This is a genomic window from Streptomyces sp. NPDC055287 (assembly GCF_053646035.1).
Window position 1 is genome coordinate 1 of record NZ_JBSHNE010000033.1, and the last position, 20,955, is coordinate 20,955.

Annotated in this window: 20 protein-coding genes; 7 read left to right on the forward strand and 13 right to left on the reverse strand. The window is 70.4% G+C overall.

Going from position 1 to position 20,955, the window contains the following annotated elements; all coding sequences use genetic code 11:
* Positions 1-1,448 precede the first annotated feature (1,448 nt).
* The 3 genes from ACWIHY_RS31900 (at position 1,449) to ACWIHY_RS31910 (ending at position 4,133) form a co-directional block, all read left to right on the forward strand.
* A complete protein-coding gene (locus ACWIHY_RS31900) occupies positions 1,449-1,823 on the forward strand; it encodes a peptidoglycan-binding domain-containing protein (protein WP_454379605.1) in 375 nt (124 codons plus the stop codon).
* 223 nt (positions 1,824-2,046) lie between these two features.
* Entirely contained in the window at positions 2,047-3,057 is a 1,011-nt protein-coding gene (locus ACWIHY_RS31905; protein WP_454379732.1) for a C40 family peptidase, read from the forward strand.
* 335 nt (positions 3,058-3,392) lie between these two features.
* Complete coding sequence (locus ACWIHY_RS31910) at positions 3,393-4,133, forward strand: phosphatase PAP2 family protein (protein WP_454379607.1); 741 nt, start codon at positions 3,393-3,395, stop codon at positions 4,131-4,133.
* A gap of 21 nt (positions 4,134-4,154) precedes the next feature.
* On the opposite strand, the gene ACWIHY_RS31915 is transcribed toward ACWIHY_RS31910, so the two are convergent.
* Together ACWIHY_RS31915 and ACWIHY_RS31920 are read right to left on the reverse strand one after the other, a co-directional pair.
* Positions 4,155-5,759, reverse strand: a complete 1,605-nt coding sequence (locus ACWIHY_RS31915) for an FAD-binding oxidoreductase (RefSeq protein WP_454379609.1) — start codon at positions 5,757-5,759, stop codon at positions 4,155-4,157.
* 318 nt (positions 5,760-6,077) lie between these two features.
* The gene (locus tag ACWIHY_RS31920) at positions 6,078-6,254 is read right to left on the reverse strand and encodes a hypothetical protein (protein WP_454379611.1); all 177 of its coding nucleotides are present in this window, start codon (positions 6,252-6,254) and stop codon (positions 6,078-6,080) included.
* A gap of 281 nt (positions 6,255-6,535) precedes the next feature.
* Here ACWIHY_RS31920 and ACWIHY_RS31925 point away from each other — a divergent pair, with 281 nt between their 5' ends.
* Together ACWIHY_RS31925 and ACWIHY_RS31930 are read left to right on the forward strand one after the other, a co-directional pair.
* Positions 6,536-7,360, forward strand: a complete 825-nt coding sequence (locus tag ACWIHY_RS31925) for a hypothetical protein (protein WP_454379613.1) — start codon at positions 6,536-6,538, stop codon at positions 7,358-7,360.
* 111 nt (positions 7,361-7,471) lie between these two features.
* Positions 7,472-7,684, forward strand: coding sequence for a hypothetical protein (locus ACWIHY_RS31930; RefSeq protein ID WP_454379615.1), 213 nt, complete (start codon positions 7,472-7,474; stop codon positions 7,682-7,684).
* Positions 7,685-7,895: 211 nt separating this feature from the next.
* Here the strand turns inward: ACWIHY_RS31930 and ACWIHY_RS31935 are convergent, their stop codons facing one another.
* The gene (locus tag ACWIHY_RS31935) at positions 7,896-8,264 is read right to left on the reverse strand and encodes a metal-sensitive transcriptional regulator (protein ID WP_454379617.1); all 369 of its coding nucleotides are present in this window, start codon (positions 8,262-8,264) and stop codon (positions 7,896-7,898) included.
* Between the two features lie 195 nt (positions 8,265-8,459).
* Here ACWIHY_RS31935 and ACWIHY_RS31940 point away from each other — a divergent pair, with 195 nt between their 5' ends.
* Both ACWIHY_RS31940 and ACWIHY_RS31945 read left to right on the forward strand, forming a co-directional pair.
* Positions 8,460-9,080 carry a DUF47 domain-containing protein gene (locus ACWIHY_RS31940; protein WP_028814660.1) on the forward strand — a complete coding sequence of 207 codons (621 nt, stop codon included), beginning with the start codon at positions 8,460-8,462 and terminating at the stop codon, positions 9,078-9,080.
* Positions 9,081-9,086: 6 nt separating this feature from the next.
* Complete coding sequence (locus ACWIHY_RS31945; protein WP_454379619.1) at positions 9,087-10,085, forward strand: anion permease; 999 nt, start codon at positions 9,087-9,089, stop codon at positions 10,083-10,085.
* 121 nt (positions 10,086-10,206) lie between these two features.
* Here ACWIHY_RS31945 and pstB read toward each other — a convergent pair whose 3' ends face one another.
* The 10 genes from pstB to ACWIHY_RS31995 all read right to left on the reverse strand — a co-directional run bounded on the left by pstB (position 10,207) and on the right by ACWIHY_RS31995 (position 20,948).
* On the reverse strand, positions 10,207-10,983 hold the full coding sequence (pstB, locus tag ACWIHY_RS31950; RefSeq protein ID WP_454379621.1) for a phosphate ABC transporter ATP-binding protein PstB: 777 nt from the start codon (positions 10,981-10,983) through the stop codon (positions 10,207-10,209).
* 24 nt (positions 10,984-11,007) lie between these two features.
* Positions 11,008-12,066 (reverse strand): phosphate ABC transporter permease PstA, encoded by a 1,059-nt coding sequence (gene pstA / locus ACWIHY_RS31955; RefSeq protein WP_454379734.1) that lies wholly within the window; start codon positions 12,064-12,066, stop codon positions 11,008-11,010.
* A 17-nt stretch (positions 12,067-12,083) separates the two neighbouring features.
* Positions 12,084-13,085, reverse strand: coding sequence for a phosphate ABC transporter permease subunit PstC (gene pstC / locus ACWIHY_RS31960; protein WP_454379623.1), 1,002 nt, complete (start codon positions 13,083-13,085; stop codon positions 12,084-12,086).
* Positions 13,086-13,181: 96 nt separating this feature from the next.
* The gene (gene pstS, locus ACWIHY_RS31965; protein ID WP_454379625.1) at positions 13,182-14,315 is read right to left on the reverse strand and encodes a phosphate ABC transporter substrate-binding protein PstS; all 1,134 of its coding nucleotides are present in this window, start codon (positions 14,313-14,315) and stop codon (positions 13,182-13,184) included.
* Positions 14,316-14,730: 415 nt separating this feature from the next.
* Entirely contained in the window at positions 14,731-15,150 is a 420-nt protein-coding gene (locus ACWIHY_RS31970) for an NUDIX hydrolase (RefSeq protein WP_454379626.1), read from the reverse strand.
* Complete coding sequence (locus tag ACWIHY_RS31975; RefSeq protein WP_454379628.1) at positions 15,147-16,265, reverse strand: CHAD domain-containing protein; 1,119 nt, start codon at positions 16,263-16,265, stop codon at positions 15,147-15,149. Before ACWIHY_RS31975 ends, ACWIHY_RS31970 begins: the two co-directional genes overlap by 4 nt.
* On the reverse strand, positions 16,252-18,492 hold the full coding sequence (locus ACWIHY_RS31980) for an RNA degradosome polyphosphate kinase (RefSeq protein WP_454379630.1): 2,241 nt from the start codon (positions 18,490-18,492) through the stop codon (positions 16,252-16,254). The genes ACWIHY_RS31975 and ACWIHY_RS31980 overlap by 14 nt, the downstream gene beginning before the upstream one ends.
* A 217-nt stretch (positions 18,493-18,709) precedes the next feature.
* Positions 18,710-19,675, reverse strand: coding sequence for an ABC transporter permease subunit (locus ACWIHY_RS31985; RefSeq protein ID WP_454379632.1), 966 nt, complete (start codon positions 19,673-19,675; stop codon positions 18,710-18,712).
* On the reverse strand, positions 19,672-20,556 hold the full coding sequence (locus ACWIHY_RS31990; RefSeq protein WP_454379634.1) for an ABC transporter ATP-binding protein: 885 nt from the start codon (positions 20,554-20,556) through the stop codon (positions 19,672-19,674). Before ACWIHY_RS31990 ends, ACWIHY_RS31985 begins: the two co-directional genes overlap by 4 nt.
* Entirely contained in the window at positions 20,553-20,948 is a 396-nt protein-coding gene (locus ACWIHY_RS31995; RefSeq protein ID WP_454379636.1) for a GntR family transcriptional regulator, read from the reverse strand. The genes ACWIHY_RS31990 and ACWIHY_RS31995 overlap by 4 nt, the downstream gene beginning before the upstream one ends.
* Between the last annotated feature and the right edge of the window lie 7 nt (positions 20,949-20,955).

The following is a 20,955-nucleotide window of genomic DNA, read 5'->3' on the forward strand; positions in this document are numbered from 1 at the left end:
CTCATGGCGATGCGGGTGGTGCGCGGCAGTTGAATGGGGGGACTCGTGCCGGTGTGGCGTCCGCCCCCGCCGGTGGCCGGTCGGGCCACAAGCACGTGGCCGGGCTTGGTGGGTGGAAGGGTGCCCGGGGGCTTTGTGGTCCTGCCGGCGGCTCGGACCGGTGTGATCCGACCGAGCGGTTCCTCGACCGGTTGGTTTTCAGCGGTCTAGGTGTGGCCAGTGGGGCCAGTGGGGCCGGTGGGGTGGTTGGAGGTGCCCGGCCCCGGCGGATGCGACGAACCCGGCAGAAGACGAACAAGCGCGCCCACTTTGCCCCTCTTTCGGCGCATCGGAAGGCTGCGAGCCGCATCACGTGCTGGGTTAGTCGCATAGCAACCACTCAGCTGGGCTTGGCGTGAACCGGACCCGACATGTGATGCCTGCCGACACCACACCGGCCCCACTGGTCCCTTCGTGCTCGACAAGCTGGCGGGGGAGGCGCGTTGGTGCGGTTCGGTGGCTTCCGCGCTCGGGTCCGGGAGGCCGGAAGGCGATTAACCCGGCACTTGGCGATCCTCAGTGGCTCTCCAGTCCCACCGGCCACAGCCGTATCGTTTCCTGCCATCAAGGGAGCCTTTCCACCCACGGTGCCAGCATGGGCCCTGCGCGGACAGCCGGGTGGCGTGACTGGTGTGAGCCGTGTGCGACGAGTGGGCCCCTGCGGCGGCCGGACACGCGACATCCATTACGGCGCCGTGCGGCATCGGTGTCTCACCACCCACCCACACCAGCAACCAGCTTGTGGTTCGGCCGGCCACCGGTGGGGGTGGACGCCACACTCGCCCGAGTCGCCCCATTCAACTCTCGCGCCCCACCCGCACACCCACTGGCCCGCAGGTCGTCCATCGCGATCGTCGGTCCACCGGCCCGGGTGCGCGAGTGCGGAGGAATGGGGGTGTCGCACCAACGACCGTTCCCGCACCCGCTGAGCCAGGGGCCCGAGCGGCCCCCGAAGCGGAGCGCGCCCCACTCACACACCCGCCGTCCGGCAACGCACCACCAGCCACTTGCCGAGCTTGACCCGTGGGCTTCCCCCGGGGCCGCCCCCCTTAAGCATTGCGGCGGAGGTTCGGCGGTCAAGGGTGGAGCGAAGCGCAATCGCCGCAGGCGACGCGACAAAGGAGCGCCCTTGAGGGCCGGGCCTCCGACGCCACCCTTAGCCAAGGCGGCCCCCACCCCAGAAGCAACCGCAGCCCCAGGACCGCCGAAGCACCCGCTCCCGCCCCCCGCCCCCCGCTCCCGCCGATTCGCTGGACGTCCCATTCCGGCAGCTGGGCTTCCCCAGTGCCTGCGGGGTGCCGTGCGCCGGCCCGTCACCCACATGGGTTGTTCTTCTGGCATATGCGAATGGTGGGGCGTTCGGTGGACACGAACCTCTCCGGTACTTCCGTCCCGGTAGGAGACTCCCCATGCTCGTACGCCGCCGTGTCGCCCTCGCTTCCGCCTCCGCCGCCGCACTCTGCGCGCTCGCCATGTCCGTACTGCCCGCCGCCGCCGCGCCCGCCGCTCCGGCCGCCGCCCCCGTGCCCGTCTCCCAGCTCGCCGCGCCCGCCCACTGCGGTTACTACGGCGGCAGCGTCACCACCAGGCGTGGCCACTCCGGCGCCGCCGTGAGGGAGGTGCAGTGCCTCATCAACTACTGGGCCGGCGCGCAGTCGCTCACCGTTGACGGCATCTTCGGCGCCCGTACGGAGAGCTGGGTCGTCCACTTCCAGGATGTGAACGGCCTTCGCGTCGACGGGATCGTCGGGCCGCAGACCTGGGCCGCCCTGCGCGCCCTGTGATTCGACGCGCCCCTTCAGTACGGCCGCCGTGTGATGCGACGCGCTCCGGCGCATCGAGCGGCCCCGTGATCAAGTGCGCCCGTGATCGGGCGCTCCCCGTGCCCCCGTGCCCCCCTGGCGGCACGGTGTTTCGGACGTGTTCGACGTCGCATCGGACGCGCGCGCGAAAACTGCTGTGAACCTGTCCCGGATGGGGGAGGGTTGAGGGGTGCGCAAAGTCTGGGTGGCCAGTGGGATCGGGATCGGGCTCTGCCTGAGCTTCGTCGCGCTGCTCGTCGTCGGTACCTTCTCCGCAGCCGCTGGGCTGGCCGGTGGTGCGGGCGGCGTGCGGGCGGTCGGGCTGGCCAAGGGGGCTGTGCCCGCGCTCTACCAGCCGCTCGTGCAGAAGTGGGGCAACCTCTGCCCGGCCATCAACCCCGCTCTGCTCGCCGCCCAGTTGTACCAGGAGAGCGGCTGGAATCCGCAGGCGCAGAGCCCGGCCAACGCGCGCGGAATCGCGCAGTTCATCCCCGGCACCTGGGCGTCCCACGGGATCGACGGGGACAACGACGGCGACCGGGACATCTGGGACCCCGCCGACGCGATTCCGTCAGCCGCGACGTACGACTGTGAATTGGCCGGATACGTCAAGAAGGTGCCGGGGGATCAGACCAGGAACATGCTCGCCGCGTACAACGCGGGCGCGTACGCCGTCATCAAGTACGGCGGTGTCCCGCCGTATCGCGAGACGCAGAACTACGTGAAGATCATCACCAGCCTGGAGCAGAGTTTCGCGCGCCCCGTAGGCCGGGTCGAGCCCTCGCGGCAGGCCGCCGGGGCCATCTACTTCGCGCAGAAGAAGCTCGGGACCAAGTACCTGTGGGGCGGCAACGGTACGCCGGAGCAGGGCGGGCGTTTCGACTGCTCGGGGCTGACGCAGGCCGCGTACCGGACCGTCGGGATCGAGCTGCCGCGCGTGGCCAATGACCAGTACAACGCGGGGCCGCACCCTTCGAGGGACGAGCTGCTGCCCGGGGACCTGGTGTTCTTCTCGGACGACCTCACCAATTCCCGCGCGATCCGGCACGTCGGGTTGTACGTCGGCGGCGGGTACATGATCAACGCTCCGTACACCGGGGCCGTGATTCGCTTCGACAAGATCGATACGCCGGATTACTTTGGTGCGACCCGGGTGACCGAGGATGGCGCGAAAGCGCTTCCCACGGACCTGCCGGAGGGTCGCGGCGGCGTGTGACGTGGCTTGAACTCTCTGTTATCGCCACTCTCTGAGCTGCGACGACGCATCTCTCTTCGATAACGTGATCGTGATCATTCGGTGGAGAGTGGAACGGTGGGGGCCGCACAGGCGTTCCCTGGACTGGGGAAGTGGGACAGTCGCGCTGACCACGCGGCGCTGCCCCCGCAGCACTGTCCCCGCGCACTGTCCGCGCAGTACCGGCCGGAGCACGGCAGGGCACGGCACGGCAGGGCACGGCATCGCTTGGCATCGCACGAACCACGGGGGTTCGCAGGAGCGGCACGCAGACACGCGTACCGCGCAGCAGGCAACAAGGCAAGGGGCCGCGGCAGATGGCTGGACTCGCACTGGATGGGGCGAACCCCGACGTCAGTCTGCTCTACGACATCAACGGACTGGCGGCGGATGCGCCCGGCTGGTTCGACCGGGTCATGGAGTTCGTCGGTGAGTACGGGATCATGCTCGGCATGGTTTTGGTGGCGCTCTGGTGCTGGTGGAGTGTGCGCCGGCGCGAGGACGCGGTCACCTCGGTGGCCGGGCTCGTCTGGGCGCCGCTGGCGGCCGGGATCGCACTGCTGATCAATATTCCGATCCGCGGGTTCGTGGAGCGGCCGAGACCCTTCAAGGACCACAAGGGGCTCGAAGTCCTGATCGCAGGCAAGACGGACTACTCGTTCGTCAGCGACCACGCGACGCTCGCGATGGCCATCGGCGTGGGAGTCTTCGTCGCCAACCGGAAGTTCGGGCTCGCCGCGATCGGTCTCGCTGTCCTGGAGGGCTTCTGCCGCGTCTACATGGGCGTGCACTACCCGACCGACGTCATCGGCGGATTCGCCCTCGGCACGGCCGTGGCGCTGCTGCTCGCGCCGGTCGCGATGGCGCTGCTGACGCCGCTCACTGCGGCGATCTCGCGCTCGCCGAAGGTCGGCTGGCTCGTACGGGCCAAGGGCTCCGCGGAGTTCGGAGGCGCGGGTGCCGGGGCCGGACCGGGCTTCGGCCCCGGCGACGGTGGGCCGGCGGTGGTCCCGGCGCAGCGGACCGGAGACAGCGAGCGCAACGACCTCGCCGCCTGACGGGTCATCGCGCTCGCTGGTTCAGAGAGCCTGCGGGAAGTCGAAGAGCCTGTCGGGGTCGTAACGCTTCTTCAGCTTCGTCAGCCGGTCGGCTGCCGGGCCGTAGTACGCCTTCCGCCAGTCCGTCAGGGTCGAGTCCGTGTAGTTCTGGTACGCCGCCCCGGAGGCGTACCGGCGCATCGCCCCGTGGGCGTTTTTCAGCCACGCCTGCTGGGCGGTGCCGGTGGTGCCCGCGCGCCAGGCGCCGATGTACTGGGCGAGCATCCGCTGCCGGCGGTGCACGAACGCTGTCGCGAGCGGGTCCACGCGGTTCACCGCGCCGCCGAGCGCGGTCAGCGCGATGCTGCCGCCACCACCGCCCTGGGAGACGGGGATGCGGGTGAACGCCTCGGTCCGGGCGAGCAGCTCGCGTACGCCCGAAGGCGAGAGGGAGCGGTCGAAGAAGTCGCTGCGGGCCGCGTACGTCTCACGGCCGAGGGCTCCCTGGGGGGTGCGGCCGGGGGTGGTGCCCGGCAGGTGGCACTGGGCGTCGCTGAATCCGGAGCAGCCGGCGTACACGAGCATCGACTCCTGGTAGCTGCGGCGGCGCAGCGAGACGGAGCGGGCCGGGGCGCCGATCTTGTCGGCGAGGCGGTCGACGGCGTTCTGGAGGTCTCCGTACGTGCCCAGCGAGAAGGCGGAGACCGAGACGTTGGGCGTCGAGCCGCCCGGCCCGGCGTTGAGGTGCGCGGACGACCAGATCTCGTCGGGCTGGGACGGACCCCACTCCTGCCAGGCGGTGATGACGGCCTGGGCCTTCGACCACGGCCAGGACATGTACGCGGTGACGGCCGCCGGCGCCGGGTGGGTGCGGAACGTCAGGTCGGTCACTACGCCGAAGTTGCCGTTTCCCGCGCCGCGCAGGGCCCAGAAGAGGTCTTTGTTCTCGGTGGACGAGCAGTGGAGGCGTTCGCCGGCGGCGGTGATGAGGGTGGCGGAGGTCAGGCTGTCGCAGGTCAGGCCGTACGCGCGCGAGACGACGCCGTGGCCGCCGCCGAGGGTCAGCCCTGAGATGCCGACAGTGGGACAGGAACCGGCGGGGAGGGTGCGGCGGCCCTGGCGGGCGAGGCCCTGGTAGACGTCGATGAGCTTGGCGCCTGCGCCGATGGTGGCCGTGGTGCCGCTCGCTTTGACCTGGGCGAGCTTCGATACGTCGATCACGAGGCGCCCGGTGCCCGAGGACCAGCCGGCGTAGGAGTGACCGCCGTTGCGGATGGCCACGGGGGTGCGGTGCGCCTTGGCGAAGGCCAGGCACTCCTTGACGTCCGCCTCGTTCGCCACGTACGCGACCGCGGCGGGCTTCAGGTTGTCGAAGCGGGTGTTGTAGAGCTGGCGGGCCGTCTTGTACGCGGCGTCCTCGGGGCGGACGAGCGGGCCGTCGAGGCTACGGGCGAGGGCGGCCCAGGTGGGGGTGGTGGACGGGGGTGGTGTCCGCGTCGCGGCTGCGGCCGGGGTACGGGTGGCCGAGCCGGGGCCCCTGCCGGTGCCGTTGCCTGTGCCTGTGCCATTGGCTGTGCCTGTGCAGGCGGCTGCCGCAGCAGTCGCCGCGAGGGCCGTGGCCGAGGTGAGAAGTGTGCGCCGTTCCATGTTGTTGCCTCCCGGAGGGCGAGACGGCTTTGCGGCGGCACGGGTTCCTGCGGCGCTGGGATTTTTGCGGGCTGCGGAACTGAGAGGCGTGGAGTGTGGGTCACGTGGGGTGGGGCAAGGGTGGCGCAGGAAGCTTCCCCGGCCCCGCCCGGCTTCGAAACCGGGGGCAGGCTCCTTGCCCCCGGAAGGCGAGGGGACGCCGGCGTCCACACGGTCCGCCGCGTGGCTCGCGTCACCGGTGGGCGCGCGGCGGTGGGCAAGCCGGTGCCGTGCGTCGGCGGGACGGGTGGGCGTGGGGTGTACGCGTACGGGTCAGGCCTACGGCGCGAGCGGGTCGGCCGACGTCGCGTGCAGGTCCGCGTCGGTGCGGGCCCTTTCGCGGGAGCGGCGGGCCGGCCCGCGCCAGCCACAGGAGCAGTGGGCGAAGCAGAAGGAGCCGCGTTCGGTTGTGCCGATGCGGTGGATGGTGGCTTCCGTTGTGGCGTGTTGCAGCACCCGTCCACCGTACCGGGGGACTTGGGAGTCGCGGTCAGCGGCCGCCGGACTCGAATCGGTACCGGTCGGGTACCGGTCGCGCCGGGATCGGGGCCGCGGCGTTCGTGTTTCCCCCGGCCTTCGGTCCCCCGCCCCCCGGGCCCTGCCTCGCCCCCGCGCTGTCCTGTCACCACCCCCTCCCGGGCGGTGTGTCCGCGGTGGGCGTGACCGGGGTGGTGGGGGGTCGTTAGGCGGGGCGGGTGGGATCGGACACCGGTGGTAGGCATTGGGGGTTGGCGGCGATGGTGGTGCAGCAGCACAGGGTCAAGGGCGGCGCGGTCGCCGTGGCCGTCGCGGCGGGGCTGATCGCCTCCGCCGGGTGTTCCGGTGGCGGTGCCGTCGCCGAGGACCAGCAGGGCGGTGACCCCCTCGTCACCGTGCGTGGAGCCGCGGACGCGCTTGTCACTGCGGGGAGTTCGAAGGCCCGTACGTCCATGGTCATGGCCACCGGCGGCACCCGTGTCACGATCCGGGGCGAAGGGGCGTACGACTTCGAGAAGCGGATGGGGCAGCTCAAGGTGCTGCTGCCGCCCGACCCCGACGGCGCGGACAAGCACCGGCCCATCACCGAGCTGCTCGCGCCCGGTGCGCTGTACATGAAGAACCGGGGCGCGGGAGTGCCCGCCGACAAGTGGGTGCGGATCGACACGACCACGCTGGAGGACGGGAATCTCGTCACCGGCGGGGCAACCGACCCACTGGCCGCCGCCGAGTTGTTGCGCGGGGCGAAGGAAGCGACGTACGTGGGGACGGTCGATCTTGCCGGGACCGGGGTCCGGCACTATCGCGGGGTCACCGACATCGCGCGCGCCGCGCGCGTCGCCTCGCCGCATGCGCGCGGCGCGCTGGCCGCCGCGGCGAAAGGGTTCGCCAAGGACGCGGTTCCGTTCGACGTGTACCTCGACGACCAGGGGCGGCTGCGCAAGGTCCGCCACCGGTTCGACTTCGCCAACGCGGGACGCACGGTGGCAGTCGCCTCCACCACGCTGCTGTACGCGTTCGGGGTGCCCGTCGAGGTCCGGCTGCCGGCCGGGCGCGACATCTACGCCGGGAAGATCCAGGCGTAGGGCGAGGGCCGTCGGCCTCGGCGTGGGTGGCGGGGAAATGGTCCGTCCGTGCCATGCGCGGTGTGTGCCGTGCTGCCTACGCTAGGAAGCCGACGACGGCTGAAAGAGGTGATGCACGTGGCTCCGCTCGGCAGTAGTACGCCCGTCCAGGACCACGTCGCCCTCGCCGAGATCGAGCTGTGCGGTGAGTTGATGATCGCGGCGTCCGCCGCCGACGGGGAACGGCTCAGCCCGGACCGTATCGACGAGGTGCTCAAGGTGGGAGCCACGGCGGGCGCGGCGTCCGCGGACGGCACGGAGTGGCCCCGGCAGCGGCGCGGCTGACCGTTCCGCCGCCCGTAGGCGGTGTGGCGACGTGGCGGCGAAGCGCCCGGCCGGGAACCGCCGGTCCCCGGCCCGGGCCCGCGAGGACCGGTCCGATCACATCCCGTCACCTGCGCCCAGGTCGCGTCCGTGCAGGTCACCGAGGGGCGAGTCGCCGACGGCCGGGTCACCGAGGGGCAGGTCACCTGCGGTCAGCTCGCCTGCGGTCGGATCACGTCCGCAGCAGGCGGGCGATCGCCTTCGTGGCTTCCTCGACCTTCTCGTCGATCTCTCCACCGCCCTTGACCGCCGCGTCGGCCACGCAGTGCCGCAGGTGTTCCTCCAGGAGCTGCAGTGCGAATGACTGGAGGGCCTTCGTCGACGCCGAGACCTGGGTGAGTATGTCGATGCAGTAGACGTCCTCGTCGACCAGCCGCTGCAGGCCGCGGATCTGGCCCTCGATGCGGCGCAGACGCTTGAGGTGCTCGTCCTTCTGCTTGTGGTATCCGTGCACACCGAGGTCGTGGTCGGTCACCACGGCTTCGGAGGCTCCGGAGGGCGCTTCGCTCGTCGTCGCGCCGGCCGCCTCGGTGGTCGTCATCGCGTCCTCCCGTTGTCCTGAAAGGGGCTGCATACCCCTCGTGGGTATATGGTAACGAATTTTGCGGGTAGGGGCTCGGGGGCCCGTACAGAGCACTGTGCCTGATGGGCGACACTGAAGAACGCCGGTTAGCCGTGGCCGGATGATGCGCCTAGCATCACCCTGACCGAATCCAATGCACCCCGAGGACCCCACGTGCGCTTTCGTCTGACCCCCAGGGAGACGAGCTTCTACGACATGTTCTCCGCATCTGCGGACAACATCGTCACGGGCTCGAAGCTCCTGATGGAACTGCTCGGAGCGGATTCCTCCGCCCGAGTCGAGATCGCGGAGCGGATGAGGGCAGCGGAGCACGCGGGGGACGACGCCACCCACGCGATCTTCCACCAGCTGAACTCCTCGTTCATCACGCCGTTCGACCGCGAGGACATCTACAACCTCGCGTCGCAGCTTGACGACATCATGGATTACATGGAGGAGGCCGTCGACCTGGTCGTGCTGTACCAGATCGAGGAACTGCCCAAGGGCGTCGAGCAGCAGATCGAGGTTCTGGCGCGGGCGGCCGAGCTGACCGCCGAGGCCATGCCGCACCTGCGGACCATGACGAACCTCACCGAGTACTGGATCGAGGTCAACCGCCTCGAGAACCAGGCCGACCAGATCCACCGCAAGCTGCTCGCGCACCTCTTCAACGGCAAGTACGACGCCATGGACGTGCTGAAGCTGAAGCAGATCGTGGACGTGCTGGAGGAGGCGGCCGACGCCTTCGAGCACGTCGCCAACACGGTCGAGACGATCGCCGTCAAGGAGTCCTGACCTCCGGTGGACACCTTTGCGCTCATCGTGACCATCGGGGTCGCGCTCGGATTTACGTATACCAACGGCTTTCACGACTCCGCGAACGCCATCGCGACTTCGGTTTCCACGCGGGCGCTGACCCCGCGCGCGGCCCTCGCCATGGCCGCCGTGATGAACCTCGCCGGTGCCTTCCTGGGCAGCGGCGTCGCCAAGACCGTCAGTGAGGGGCTCATCGCGACGCCGCACGGCGACAAGGGGATGGGAATCCTCTTCGCCGCCCTGGTCGGCGCGATCGTCTGGAACCTCGTCACCTGGTACTTCGGTCTTCCTTCGTCCTCCTCGCACGCGCTCTTCGGCGGCATGGTGGGCGCGGCCCTCGCGGGCGGGACCGAGGTCATCTGGACCGGGGTGCTCGAGAAGGTCGTCATCCCGATGTTCATCTCGCCGTTCGTCGGGCTGCTGCTCGGCTATCTGGTGATGGTCGTCATCCTGTGGATGTTCCGGAAGTCCAACCCGCACAAGGCGAAGCGGGGTTTCCGTATCGCCCAGACCGTGTCCGCGGCCGGTATGGCGCTCGGGCACGGCCTGCAGGACGCGCAGAAGACCATGGGCATCGTGGTGATGGCCCTGGTCATCGCCGACGTCGAGGGCCAGGGCGACGCGATCCCGATCTGGGTCAAGATCGCTTGTGCGCTGACGCTTTCGCTCGGTACGTACGCGGGTGGCTGGCGGATCATGCGTACGCTCGGCCGCCGGATCATCGAGCTGGACCCGCCGCAGGGTTTCGCGGCGGAGACCACGGCCGCGTCCGTGATGTACACGGCCTCGTTCATGTTCCACGCGCCGATCTCGACGACGCACGTGATCACCTCCGCGATCATGGGTGTCGGCTCCACCAAGGGCTCCCGGGCCGTGCGGTGGGGCGTTGCCAAGAACATCGTGATGGGCTGGTTCATCACCATGCCGGCCGCCGCGCTGGTGGCCGCGGCCTGCTACTGGGTCGTGCTGCTGGCCTTCGGCTGAGCGGTCCGTCGGTAGGTACGGAAAATGGGCCCGCCCCGCTCCTTGTGAGGAGTGGGGCGGGCCCTTTGCCTTGCGGTGGCACCGCCATGCAGCACCGCAGGACAGGCGTGGCGGCCGGCTTCTAGCCGAAGCGGCCGGAGATGTAGTCCTCCGTGGCCTGGACGGACGGGTTGGAGAAGATCCGCTCGGTGTCGTCAATCTCGATGAGCTTGCCGGGCTGGCCGATCGCCGCGAGGTTGAAGAACGCCGTACGGTCCGAGACGCGCGCCGCCTGCTGCATGTTGTGCGTCACGATGACGATCGTGAAGCGCTCCTTCAGCTCGCCGATCAGGTCCTCGATGGCGAGGGTCGAGATCGGGTCCAGAGCGGAGCACGGCTCGTCCATGAGCAGGACCTGCGGCTCGACCGCGATCGCTCGGGCGATGCACAGGCGCTGCTGCTGGCCGCCGGAGAGGCCGGAGCCGGGCTTGTTCAGGCGGTCCTTGACCTCGTTCCAGAGGTTGGCGCCGCGCAGGGACTTCTCGACGACCTCGGCCAGCTTGTTCTTCTTGTACGAGTTGTTGAGGCGCAGGCCCGCCGCCACGTTGTCGAAGATCGACATGGTGGGGAAGGGGTTCGGGCGCTGGAAGACCATGCCGACCGTACGGCGTACGGCGACCGGGTCGACGTCCTTGGCGTACAGGTTCTCGTCGTCCAGGAGGACCTTGCCCTCGACGCGGCCGCCGGGGGTGACCTCGTGCATCCGGTTGAGGGTGCGCAGGAACGTGGACTTGCCGCAGCCGGAGGGGCCGATGAAGGCCGTCACGGAGCGGGGCTCGACGGTCATCGAGATGTCGTCGATCGCCTTGTGGGTGCCGTAGTAGGCCGACAGGCCGCTGATGTCGATTCGCTTGGCCATCTGAATCACTGCTTTCTGCTGGCCTTAGCGGCCGGTGCTCGGGGCCTTCCAGCGGGCGATGCCGCGGGCCACCAGGTTGAGGATCATGACGAAGGCGATCAGGACGAGTGCCGCGCCCCAGGCCCGGTCGACCGACGCTTCCGTGCCGACGATGTACTGCTCGTACACGTAGAGCGGAAGCGAGGACTGGGCGCCTTCGAAGGGGTTCGGGTTGATCAGCTTCGTACCGAAGACGAGCAACAGAACCGGGGCGGTCTCACCCGTGATTCGGGCCACCGCGAGCATCACACCGGTGGTGATTCCGCCGATCGCGGTCGGCAGCACCACCTTGAGGATAGTTCGCCACTTGGGGACGCCGAGAGCGAGAGAGGCCTCGCGCAGCTCGTTCGGGACGAGCTTGAGCATCTCCTCGGTGGAGCGGACGACCACCGGCATCATCAGGATCGAGAGGGCAAGCGCGCCGGCGAATCCGGAGGGCCCGAAGCCCAGCATCAGATTCCAGGTGGCGAGGATGAACAGACCCGCGACGATCGACGGGATGCCCGTCATGACGTCGACGAAGAACGTGACGGTCTTCGCCAGCTTTCCGCGCCCGTACTCGACCAGGTAGACCGCGGTGAGCAGTCCGATCGGGGCGGCGATCAGGGTCGCGATGCCGACCTGCTCCAGAGTGCCGAGCAGGGCGTGGTAGATGCCGCCGCCCTCGTCGGTGTCGAGCAGGCCGCTCATCGAGTGGCTGAGGAAGTACCCGTCGAGGACCTTGATGCCCTTGCTGATCGTCACCCAGGCCAGCGAGAGCAGCGGGATGAGGGCGAGGATGAAGCAGACCCAGACGATGCTGGTCGCGACACGGTCCTTGCCCTGGCGGCTGCCCTCCACCTTGCTGGTGACGGCGAAGGTGGCCAGTACGAAGATCAGGGCGGCGATCATGCCCCACTGCACCCGGCTGTGCCAGCCGGCGCCGAGGCCGATGCCGATGCCAGCCGCGACGGACCCGGCCGCGATGGCGGCGGGGGCCCAGCGGGGAAGGCGGGCGTGGGCGAGCGACGCGTGCGGGGCGGGGGAGACCGGGGGCTTGTCCATTACCTGGCTTGTCTGGTTCATGCGTTGGCCCCCGAGTACTCCTTGCGGCGGCCGATGATCCAGCGGGCCGCGCCGTTGACCAGCAGCGTGATGACGAAGAGCACGAGACCGGAGGCGATCAGGGCGTCGCGGCCGAACTCGTCCGCCTCGTTGAACTTCGCGGCGATGTTCTGCGCGAAGGTGCCGCCGCCCGGGTCGAGCAGCCGGCCGGAAATGATGAAGCTCGGGGAGAGCACGACGGCGACGGCCATCGTCTCGCCGAGGGCGCGGCCCAGGCCCAGCATCGAGGCGCTGATGATGCCCGAGCGGCCGAAGGGGAGAACGGACATCCGCATGACTTCCCAGCGCGTGGCACCGAGGGCCAGGGCGGCTTCCTCGTGCATCTTCGGCGACTGGAGGAAGACCTCTCGCGTGACGTTGGTGACGATCGGCAGAATCATGATCGCCAGCAGGATGCCGACGGTGAAGAGGTTGCGGGCGACGCCGTCGCTCGTCTTGTCGAAGATGTACGTCCAGCCGAGGTACTCGTCGAGCCACTTGTTGAGGCCGTCCAGGTACGGGACCAGGAAGACGGCGCCCCAGAGGCCGTAGATGATGCTCGGCACCGCGGCCAGGAGGTCGACGACGTACGCGAGCGGCGTGGCCAGCTTGCGCGGCGCGTAGTGCGAGATGAACAGCGCGATGCCGATGGCGACCGGCACGGCGATGGCCATGGCGATGATCGAGCTGACGATCGTGCCGAAGAGGAGGACGGCGATGCCGAAGACCGGCGGGTCGCCGGCCGGGTTCCACTCGGACGTCGTGAGGAAGTTGGCGTCGTCCTTCGAGACGGCGAGGCCGGCGCGGTAGGTGAGGAAGGCCGCGATGGCGGCCATGATCACCAGGAGCGTGATTCCGGACCCCCGGGACAGGGCGAGGAAGACCCGGTCACCGGCATGGCTGCTGCCCTGGGACGCGAGGGTGTCCTCGTGTCCGGGCGGTGGTGGGGAGGATGAGTTTGTCTGGGTCGCTATATCCATCGGTTTTCTCCGGTCTGCGGAGCCGGTGAGGGCTCCTGGCGGCGGTGCACCGGAAGGCGCGGCCGGCCCCGGGTGGCGGGGCCGGCCGCGGCCGGGTCAGGAAAGGGTGGGGACGATCTCGCGGACCTTGGCCGCGATCTCGGCCGGCAGCGGCGCGTAGTCGGCGTCGGCCAGGACCTTCTGGCCCTCCTCGCTCACGGCGTAGTTCAGGAAGGACTTGAGGGCGGGCAGGGTCTCTGCCTTGTTGCCCTTGTCGCAGGCGATCTCGTACGTCACCAGAACGATCGGGTAGGCGCCCTCGGCCTTGGTGGCGTAGTCGAGGGAAAGGGCCAGGTCCTTGCCGGTGCCGGAGATCTTGGCGGCGGCGATGGCCTTGGAGGCGTTCTCCGTGGTGGCCTCGACCGGGGCGGAGGCGCCGGTGTCGATCTTGACGGTGTTCAGCTTGTTGGCGGTCGCGTACGACAGCTCGAAGTAGCCGATCGCACCGTCCGTGTCCTTGACGTTGGAAACGACACCGGAGGAGCCGTTGGCGGCCTGGCCGCCCTTGGCCGGCCACGACTTCGACTTCGGGTCGTACTTCCAGTCCTTCGGGGCGGCCGTGTTGAGGTACTTGCCCAGGTTCTGGGTCGTACCGGACTCGTCCGAGCGGTGGAAGGCCTGGATGGTGGTGGACGGGAGCTTGGCGTCCGGGTTGAGCTTGGCGATCGCGGGGTCGTTCCACTTGGTGATCTTCGCGTCGAAGATCTTCGCGAGCGTCGAGGAGTCGAGGACGAGGTCGTCGACGCCCTCCAGGTTGTATCCGATGGCGACCGGTCCGCCGACCATCGGGAGGTTGATCCCCTGGCCGCCCTTGCAGATCTTCTTCGACTCGGTGACCTCCTCGGGCTTGAGCGCCGAGTCGGAGCCGGCGAAGGCGACCTGGCCCTGGTTGAACTTGGTGATGCCGCCGCCGGAGCCGATGGCCTGGTAGTTGATCTCGACGCCTTCACAGGCGGCCTGGAAGTTCTTGACCCAGAGGTCCATGGCGTTCTTCTGGGCGGTCGAGCCGGCCGCGAGGAGCTGGCCCTTGGCGTCGTCGCACTTGACGTTGCTGGCGGCCTTGGTCTCACCGGAGCCACCGGTGGAGCCGCTGTTGTCGTCCGAGCCGCACGCCGTGAGGACCAGGGCGCCGGAGACGGCGAGGGCGCCGAGCGCGGTGGCGCGAAGCCGGTTCTTGCTCTGAAGCTTCACTTTCGGGTGTTCCTTCCAGGAGCCGCCGTGCCTGGGTGGTGGCGGCGTGCGAAGAGGTAGTCGTTCTCGGGTCCCAGCTGCACAGTGGGGCGGCCATCTGGCGAAGCGCCTCGCACTGCGTACGTCCGAAATTAGGCAGAACAGGTGAAGCCGTCGACGGGGGAGAGTGAACGGAAGGTGAACCGTGCCGAACGGTGTGGTGTGCGGGGGCGCCACGGCCGCGCGGCGGGTGGTGGGGGTGATGGGGGGAGAGGTGCGGGGTGGCGGCGAGGAGGCGGTGGCCGGGGGATGCTCCCCGTGCTGCCGGTGACCGAAACTAGGAGTGTGCACACTCTGCGTGATCGTGGTATTGCGCGGAGTGCGGTCAGGGCGCTGTCCCGTGGCCGTGCCCACGCGAGGCGAGGCCCGCGTCCGATCAGGCCGGGACGACCGACAGCAGCTGGTCGATCAGTGGGCGGTCGTGCGGGTAGGTCAGGCGCGCACGGGCCGTTTCCGGGGGCAGCCATTCGATCCGGTCGACCTCGTCGCCCGGGGTGAACGCGCCGTCCGTCGCCTCCGCCGCCCAGTACGACACGCGCTTCGGGCGGCCGTGCGCGACGTACCGCAGCGTGGGCAGGGCGGCGCCGGGTACGCAGCGGTGGCCCGTCTCCTCCAGGACCTCCCGCAGCGCGCCCGTCAGAGGGTCCTCGCCGCGCTTGAGCTTGCCCTTGGGGTGCGACCAGTCGTCGTACTTCGGGCGGTGCACGAGGCAGATCTCGAGGCCGCCGTCGAGCCGCGACCGGCGCCACAGCACGCAGCCGGCGGCGAGGACCGTGGCCGGGGCGTCGGAGGTCATGACGCGGTGGCCGGGGCCGGCTGCCAGGCCTGCTGGAAGGCGAAGCGGGCCGCTTCGACCTCGTGGCGCTGGTCGGCGTGGAGGACGCCGAGGGCGTACGCCGTCGCCGGGGCGATGCGCGGGGTACGGGCCGCCGACGCCGCCGCGGTGGCCGCCTCCGCCGCGTCCCGGTGGCGGTCCAGGGCCTGCGCCGTGGGGAGTGGGCCGACGGGGCCCGTGACGACCTCCTGCGCGTAGCGGTGCAGGCGCAGGAGGAGGCGTACGTGGTGCCAGGGGGCGTCCTGCGCCTCGCTGCTGGGCGCCGCGGCGAGGCCGTGGACGAGTCCCTCCGCGTTGTACGGGTGCGCGGCGCGACCCAGCGGCAGTGCGGCCACCGCTTCCCTGAGCCGCTGCTCGGCGCCCGTGGCCAGCGGCGCGAGCACCTCGGCGGCGGGCGCTGCGGCGGCGGGTCCGAGCGGAACGTCCGAGGCCAGTAAGGCCACGGCGTCGGCGACGGCGTGGAACCGCGAGGAACCCAGCGCCTGGAGCATCGCCGAGTGCGCCCGCGTCCTGGCCAGCGTCAGCTGCCGCTCCAAGAGCGCCCCGGCCCGGGCGGCGCCGACGGTCAGCGAACTCCCGGCCTCCGAGCCGCCGCCGCGCGCCGGGGGCACCGGTGCCGGACCCGCGCCGCCGCCCGTCCCCGAGAGCCGGTTCAGGGCCTCCAGCAGCCGGTTCAGGCGGCCCGCGTAGGCGTGCTCGCGGGCCAGGGTGCCCGAGAGCCACGCCAGCTCGGCGCGGAGGGTGTCCGCCCAGCCCGTTTCGGTGAGCGGCCGGAACGTGTGCAGCGTCCCGCTGATCCGGCGGGCCGAGCCACGCAGGGCGCGCGCCGCCTCGACCGCGTCCGCTGCCCTCTGGGGGTCCTGGCCACTCTCGCGGTGCAGCCGCAGGCTGCGCAGGAAGTCGCCGGCCTGGGTGTGCAGGTACGACGCCAGCAGCTCCCGGGAGAGGATTTCCGGGTGGAGGCCCGGAGGGGGCTCGGTGCCCGCCCGGGGCAGGCCGTCGTCCTCCGGCGGTGGGAGGACCGGGCCGGTGCCGGCCCTCGGGCGGGGTCGGGATGCGGTGTCATGGTGTCGCACGCCGGCGCCTCCGGGCGTCAATGAGCATCTCCTGTACATGCCGCAGCGGCTGCCCGTCGGCGTCCGCCGCGTGCCGCGTCCAGTTGCCGTCGGGGCCGAGGTGCCAGGAGGACGTCGAGTCGGACATCCCGGTCTCCAGCAGTCGGCTCAGCGACGCGCGGTGGGCCGGGTCGGTGACCCGCACGAGGGCCTCTATGCGGCGGTCGAGGTTGCGGTGCATCATGTCGGCGCTGCCGAACCAGACCTCGGGCTCGCCGCCGTTGCCGAAGGCGAAGATCCGTGAGTGTTCGAGGAAGCGGCCGAGTATCGAGCGGACCCGGACGTTCTCCGAGAGGCCGGCGACCCCGGGTCGTATCGCACAGATGCCGCGCACCCAGATGTCGACCGGCACGCCCGCCTTCGCCGCCCGGTAGCAGGCGTCGATGATCGCTTCGTCGACCATCGAGTTGACCTTGATCCGGACGTACGCCGGACGGCCCGCCTGGTGGTGCGCGGTCTCCTTGTTGATGCGGGCGACCAGGCCGTCCCGCAGCGACTTGGGCGCGACGAGCAGCCGGCGGTACGTCTCGCGGCGCGAGTAGCCGGACAGCCGGTTGAACAGGTCGGAGAGGTCCGCGCCGACCTGCGGGTCGGCGGTCAGCAGCCCCAGGTCCTCGTAGAGGCGGGCCGTCTTGGGGTGGTAGTTGCCCGTACCGACGTGCGAGTAGCGGCGCAGCAGGTCGCCCTCCTGGCGGACCACCAGGGAGAGCTTGCAGTGGGTCTTCAGGCCCACCAGGCCGTACACGACGTGGCAGCCGGACTCCTCCAGCTTGCGCGCCCACTTGATGTTGGCCTGCTCGTCGAAGCGGGCCTTGATCTCGACGAGGACGAGGACCTGCTTGCCGGACTCGGCGGCGTCGATCAGCGCGTCCACTATCGGGGAGTCGCCCGACGTCCGGTACAGCGTCTGCTTGATCGCCAGGACGTCCGGGTCCGCCGCTGCCTGCTCCAGGAACGCCTGCACGGAGGTCGAGAAGGAGTCGTACGGGTGGTGCAGCAGCACATCGCGCTCGCGCAGGGCGGCGAAGACGTCCGGCGCGGACGCCGACTCGACCTCGGCGAGGTCCCGGTGGGTGCCCGCGATGTACTTCGGGAACTTCAGCTCCGGCCGGTCCAGAGCCGCGATCCCGAACAGTCCGGTCAGGTCGAGCGGGCCGGGCAGCGGGTACACCTCGGCGTCGGACATCTTCAGCTCGCGGACGAGCAGGTCCAGGACGTACGGGTCGATGGACTCCTCGACCTCCAGGCGCACCGGCGGCCCGAAGCGGCGCCGCATGAGCTCCTTCTCCAGGGCCTGGAGGAGGTTCTCGGTGTCGTCCTCCTCGACTTCCAGGTCCTCGTTCCTGGTCACCCGGAACATGTGGTGCGCGAGCACCTCCATCCCGGGGAAGAGCTCTTCGAGGTGCGCCGCGATGACGTCCTCGAGGGGCACGTACCGCTGCGGCGACGCCTCCAGGAAGCGGGACAGCAGCGGCGGTACCTTGACGCGCGCGAAGTGACGGTGGCCGCTGACCGGGTTGCGCACGACGACCGCGAGGTTCAGGGAGAGCCCCGAGATGTACGGGAAGGGGTGCGCGGGGTCCACGGCCAGCGGTGTGAGCACCGGGAAGATCTGCTGGCGGAAGAGCGTGAAGAGGCGCGCCTGCTCCTTCTCGGTCAGTTCGGGCCAGCGGATGAGGTGGACGCCCTCGTCGGCGAGGGCCGGGGCGATGTCCTGCTGGTAGCAGGCGGCGTGCCGGGCCATGAGCTCGCGCGAGCGGGTCCAGATGAGCTCCAGGACCTCGCGAGGCTGGAGACCGGACGCGGACCGGGTGGCGACACCGGTCGCGATACGGCGCTTCAGGCCGGCCACCCGGACCATGAAGAACTCGTCCAGGTTCGAGGCGAAGATCGCGAGGAAGTTCGCTCGTTCGAGCAGGGGCGTGGCCGGGTCCTCGGCGAGTTCGAGCACGCGCTCGTTGAAGGCCAGCCAGCTGCGCTCGCGGTCGAGGAACCGGCCCTGCGGCAGCTCGGTGTCGGCCGCGGTGCCTTCCCCGTACTCGGCGTACGCGTCCAGATCCGCGTCGATGTCGGGATCCAGATTGGTCACCGGCGACCCCGCGAGGGTGTGTGGCCGGTGCGCGGCGATGGAACCGACGGACGGCTGAGCATGCTGGACAGGGACATCGGCGCTCGGCTGCTGGCTCATGACCCCATTGTTCCGCGCGTGGGGGGTGCCCGGCGCGCCGAGAAGGGGTGATGTGCGGGAGGCTCTCCCGTTCGGGGAGGGTGGCACAGCGGGCTGCATTCCGAGAGCGTCGCAAGCGTGTCTGAATGTGCGGTAACGGAGACATGACGTGCAGGCTGCGGGGGCGGGGTCCCGGGGGTGTTCCCGGGACCCCGGACGATCGCTGCCGGCGAGCCGGTCAGGCGTGCCGGCGACGCAGGACGGAGAAGGCGGCGACGGTCGCGAGGGCGGCGACGCCCAGCACGATGCCGGTTTCCACGAGCTGGAGCGGCCAGAAATGCGAGGCCGGGTGGAAGTCGGCGAAATCCGTTACGCCGCCCCGGTCGGCCATGCACTGCGGCGGGCTCAACTCGGGCCGGCCGAAGCAGGGTTCCCAGCCGAGCCGCTCGCCGGACGCGGTCAGCATGCCGTCCTCGATCCTCCAGGTTGTGACCATGGCCTCCTTGGCCGTGTCACCGGTCGCGGTCCGCATGGGCCACAGAAAGGGCCGCAGGAACGCGGCGATGATCAGCCAGATCGTCCCCGTGGTGAGCGTGGCGACGGCCATGGCGACGACGGTACGGCGTACCAGCAGCCCGGCGAGCGCCCCGACGGCCACCGCGAGGAGGGCGTACGCGACGGCGACCGGGCCGATCGACCCGTACGTGAGGGGGTCGTACCAGGTGAGGGTCGAGAAGCCGCCCTCGCCCTCGGCCAGGTACGCCCAGGTCCAGCGGTAGGCCCCGGCCAGAACAGTCACGCCGACCGTCACCACGACGGCGGGCACCGCGATCTTGGCCGTCAGCCAGCTGCGGGGCGTCATGGACTGGGTCCACAGCATCTTGTACGTGCCGCTCTCCAGGTCGCGCGCGACCATCGGGCCCGCCACGAACGCCGCGACGAGCAGCGCGATCACGAACATGCCCGTCGCGCCGTACTCCAGGGCCCACTTGCCGGCGCTGCGGGCTTCGTCGTACTGGAAGTAGTGGTCGCCGCAGGCGGTGATGCCGGCGTCCGCGCACTCCGGCTTCTCCGACGCCGCCCAGACGCGCAGCCCGACGACCGTCCCGGCGGACAGGACGAGCAGGGTGAGGGCCACCCACAGCGGGCGGCGGTGCCGGCGGACCGTGACCCAGGCCGGGCCGCGCAGGGCGAGCGCGCTCATTCGGCCGCTCCTGCCGCGCTGGGGGTGAGCAGGGCGGGCGCTCCGGGGGAGCGGAGGTGGGCGAGCAACAGTTCCTCCAGGGACGGTTCCGTGGCCTGCCAGTCCTCGCGGACCGGGCCCTCGCGCCGTACGAGCGCGGTGAGCTGACGGCCGGTCGTGCGGGATTCGACGACCGTGTGGGGGGCCAGATCCCGTACGGGGCCCGTGAGCAGGGTGTGGGCGGCGAGGATGTCGTCCGTCTCACCGCCGAGCCGGACGCGGCCGCCGTCGACGAGCAGCAAGTAGTCGCAGGAGCCCTCCAGTTCGGCCAGGACGTGCGAGGACATCACGATGGTCGTGCCGTGCTCGGCGGACTCGGCCATGAGCGCGCCCATCAGCTGGTGGCGGGCGAGCGGGTCCAGGTCGGCCATCGGCTCGTCCAGCAGCATCAGTTCCGGCCGCTTGCCGAAGGCGAGGGCGAGCGCGAGGCGGGTGCGCTGGCCGCCGGAGAGGGTGCGCACCAGGGTGTCCGCGTCCAGATTCCCCTCCCGTACGATCCGCTCGGCAGTCGCCGCGTCCCACTGCCCCGGGTTGAGTTCGAGCCCCGTGCGCAGGGTGTCCCGGACGGTCAGCTGCGGGAGCAGCGGCTTGTCCTGGGCGACGTAGGCGATGCGGGAGCGGGCCTCCGCCGGGGTGGCGCCGAGGACCCGGACCGTGCCCTCGGTGGGGCGCAGGAGGCCGGACGCGAGGGCCAGCAGCGTCGACTTGCCGGCGCCGTTCGGGCCGACGAGCGCGCAGATACGTCCGGTGGGCACCCGGAAGGAACACTCACGCAGGGCCCAGCCGCCGCGCCGCCTGCCGTAGGTCTTGCCGAGGCCGGCCGCCTCGATCGCCGGTGTCATGCGTCGTCCCCCAGGTTTTCCATGGTTTCCAGTACGGAGGTGAAGAGCGCGGTCATGTCGTCCTTCTCCAGTCCGGCCGCGCGGGCCCGAGCGACCCAGGCGGCGAGTTCGGCACGCAGCGGAGTGTCCGTCGCGGCCTGGCCGCCGCCGAGGGAGCGGGTGACGAACGTGCCGAGCCCGCGCCGCGCCTCGACGAGTCCTTCGCGCTCCAGTTCGCGGTAGGCCTTGAGCACGGTGTTCGGGTTGATCGCTGTCGCTTCGACGACCTCGCGGGCGGTCGGGAGCTTGTCGCCGGGCTCCAGGAGGCCCAGGCGCAGGGCGTGTTTGGTCTGCTGCACGATCTGGAGGTAGGTGGCGACGCCGGTGCGCCGGTCGATGCGGAATTCGACCACGTGGGCT

What these genes read in the sequence shown, in the direction of transcription:
- ACWIHY_RS31980 (WP_454379630.1), bottom strand. Translation starts at nt 18,492, where the DNA reads ATGAGCCAGCAGCCGAGCGCCGATGTCCCTGTCCAGCATGCTCAGCCG.
- ACWIHY_RS31910 (WP_454379607.1), top strand. Translation starts at nt 3,393, where the DNA reads ATGGCTGGACTCGCACTGGATGGGGCGAACCCCGACGTCAGTCTGCTC.
- ACWIHY_RS31985 (WP_454379632.1), bottom strand. Translation starts at nt 19,675, where the DNA reads ATGAGCGCGCTCGCCCTGCGCGGCCCGGCCTGGGTCACGGTCCGCCGG.
- pstA (WP_454379734.1), bottom strand. Translation starts at nt 12,066, where the DNA reads ATGGACAAGCCCCCGGTCTCCCCCGCCCCGCACGCGTCGCTCGCCCAC.
- ACWIHY_RS31900 (WP_454379605.1), top strand. Translation starts at nt 1,449, where the DNA reads ATGCTCGTACGCCGCCGTGTCGCCCTCGCTTCCGCCTCCGCCGCCGCA.
- ACWIHY_RS31915 (WP_454379609.1), bottom strand. Translation starts at nt 5,759, where the DNA reads ATGGAACGGCGCACACTTCTCACCTCGGCCACGGCCCTCGCGGCGACT.
- ACWIHY_RS31990 (WP_454379634.1), bottom strand. Translation starts at nt 20,556, where the DNA reads ATGACACCGGCGATCGAGGCGGCCGGCCTCGGCAAGACCTACGGCAGG.
- pstB (WP_454379621.1), bottom strand. Translation starts at nt 10,983, where the DNA reads ATGGCCAAGCGAATCGACATCAGCGGCCTGTCGGCCTACTACGGCACC.
- ACWIHY_RS31930 (WP_454379615.1), top strand. Translation starts at nt 7,472, where the DNA reads ATGCACGTGGCTCCGCTCGGCAGTAGTACGCCCGTCCAGGACCACGTC.
- pstC (WP_454379623.1), bottom strand. Translation starts at nt 13,085, where the DNA reads ATGGATATAGCGACCCAGACAAACTCATCCTCCCCACCACCGCCCGGA.
- ACWIHY_RS31970 (WP_454379626.1), bottom strand. Translation starts at nt 15,150, where the DNA reads ATGACCTCCGACGCCCCGGCCACGGTCCTCGCCGCCGGCTGCGTGCTG.
- ACWIHY_RS31925 (WP_454379613.1), top strand. Translation starts at nt 6,536, where the DNA reads ATGGTGGTGCAGCAGCACAGGGTCAAGGGCGGCGCGGTCGCCGTGGCC.
- ACWIHY_RS31935 (WP_454379617.1), bottom strand. Translation starts at nt 8,264, where the DNA reads ATGACGACCACCGAGGCGGCCGGCGCGACGACGAGCGAAGCGCCCTCC.